Origin of the sequence: Erwinia sp. MYb416 (assembly GCF_037479575.1) — a bacterium.
Lineage (GTDB): Bacteria > Pseudomonadota > Gammaproteobacteria > Enterobacterales > Enterobacteriaceae > Erwinia > Erwinia rhapontici.
Genome location: NZ_JBBGYT010000211.1, coordinates 1 through 700 on the forward strand (window position 1 = coordinate 1; position 700 = coordinate 700).

Consider the following 700-nt stretch of genomic DNA (forward strand, 5'->3'; position numbering starts at 1 on the left):
ATATGATTATTGTCTCGAAAATAAGAAAGATAGATTTTCATATATTGCTGAAGCTATACAAGCTAAAGCTTATAACTATCAATGTTATTATAAGGGAATCTTAGCTGATTACAGTGGGCTTTATAATGACTGTCTTGAAGCTATCATTACAACATACAAGAACGCGCTTGTTAGCGGCTACGATGAAGCTACGAGCGAAGAGATCATTAGGAACAGATTTAGCTTAATAAACATACAGATTGAGCGCATCGAGCGAATGAAGTTTATCTGTGATGCGCTTGTGCGCGTGGGTGCTTTCACAAAGCTGAATGAGCAAAGCCATCACTACAAAGACATTCACAGTGGCGACGTTTTCACAGTGCCATACGCTACAAGCGTAGACATCATGAAAGAGGCGGAAACTGTCGTGCTTGAGAGATACAAAGCGCTTGCGGCTGGGCTTGATCGTGTTGCTCCTGAGTATTTCGTTAGGGCAGTTGAGATACTCAATAAGCAGGCTAGTCTTGTTGAGCTAATCAGGCACTACATCTTCGCTCAAGGTGGTTATGAGCAAGTCGTTAAGTCGAAGCGTTCAGCGCTTGATGATTGTGCTTTTGAAGTCTCTTACTACATCGACACCGCTACACATTTACAGCTTGAGCAGGTTGCTACTATCGAATAAAAGCCCGGAAGGGCTTTTATTAGTGAAGCAATCCTAGGC

At 42.4% G+C, this 700-nt stretch carries 1 protein-coding gene; it reads left to right on the forward strand.

Features of this window, described 5'->3' with window-relative positions; all coding sequences use genetic code 11:
* A partial coding sequence (locus tag WH277_RS01940; RefSeq protein WP_339504084.1) for a hypothetical protein occupies window positions 1-661 on the forward strand: 661 nt, incomplete at its 5' end.
* Window positions 662-700 lie beyond the last annotated feature (39 nt).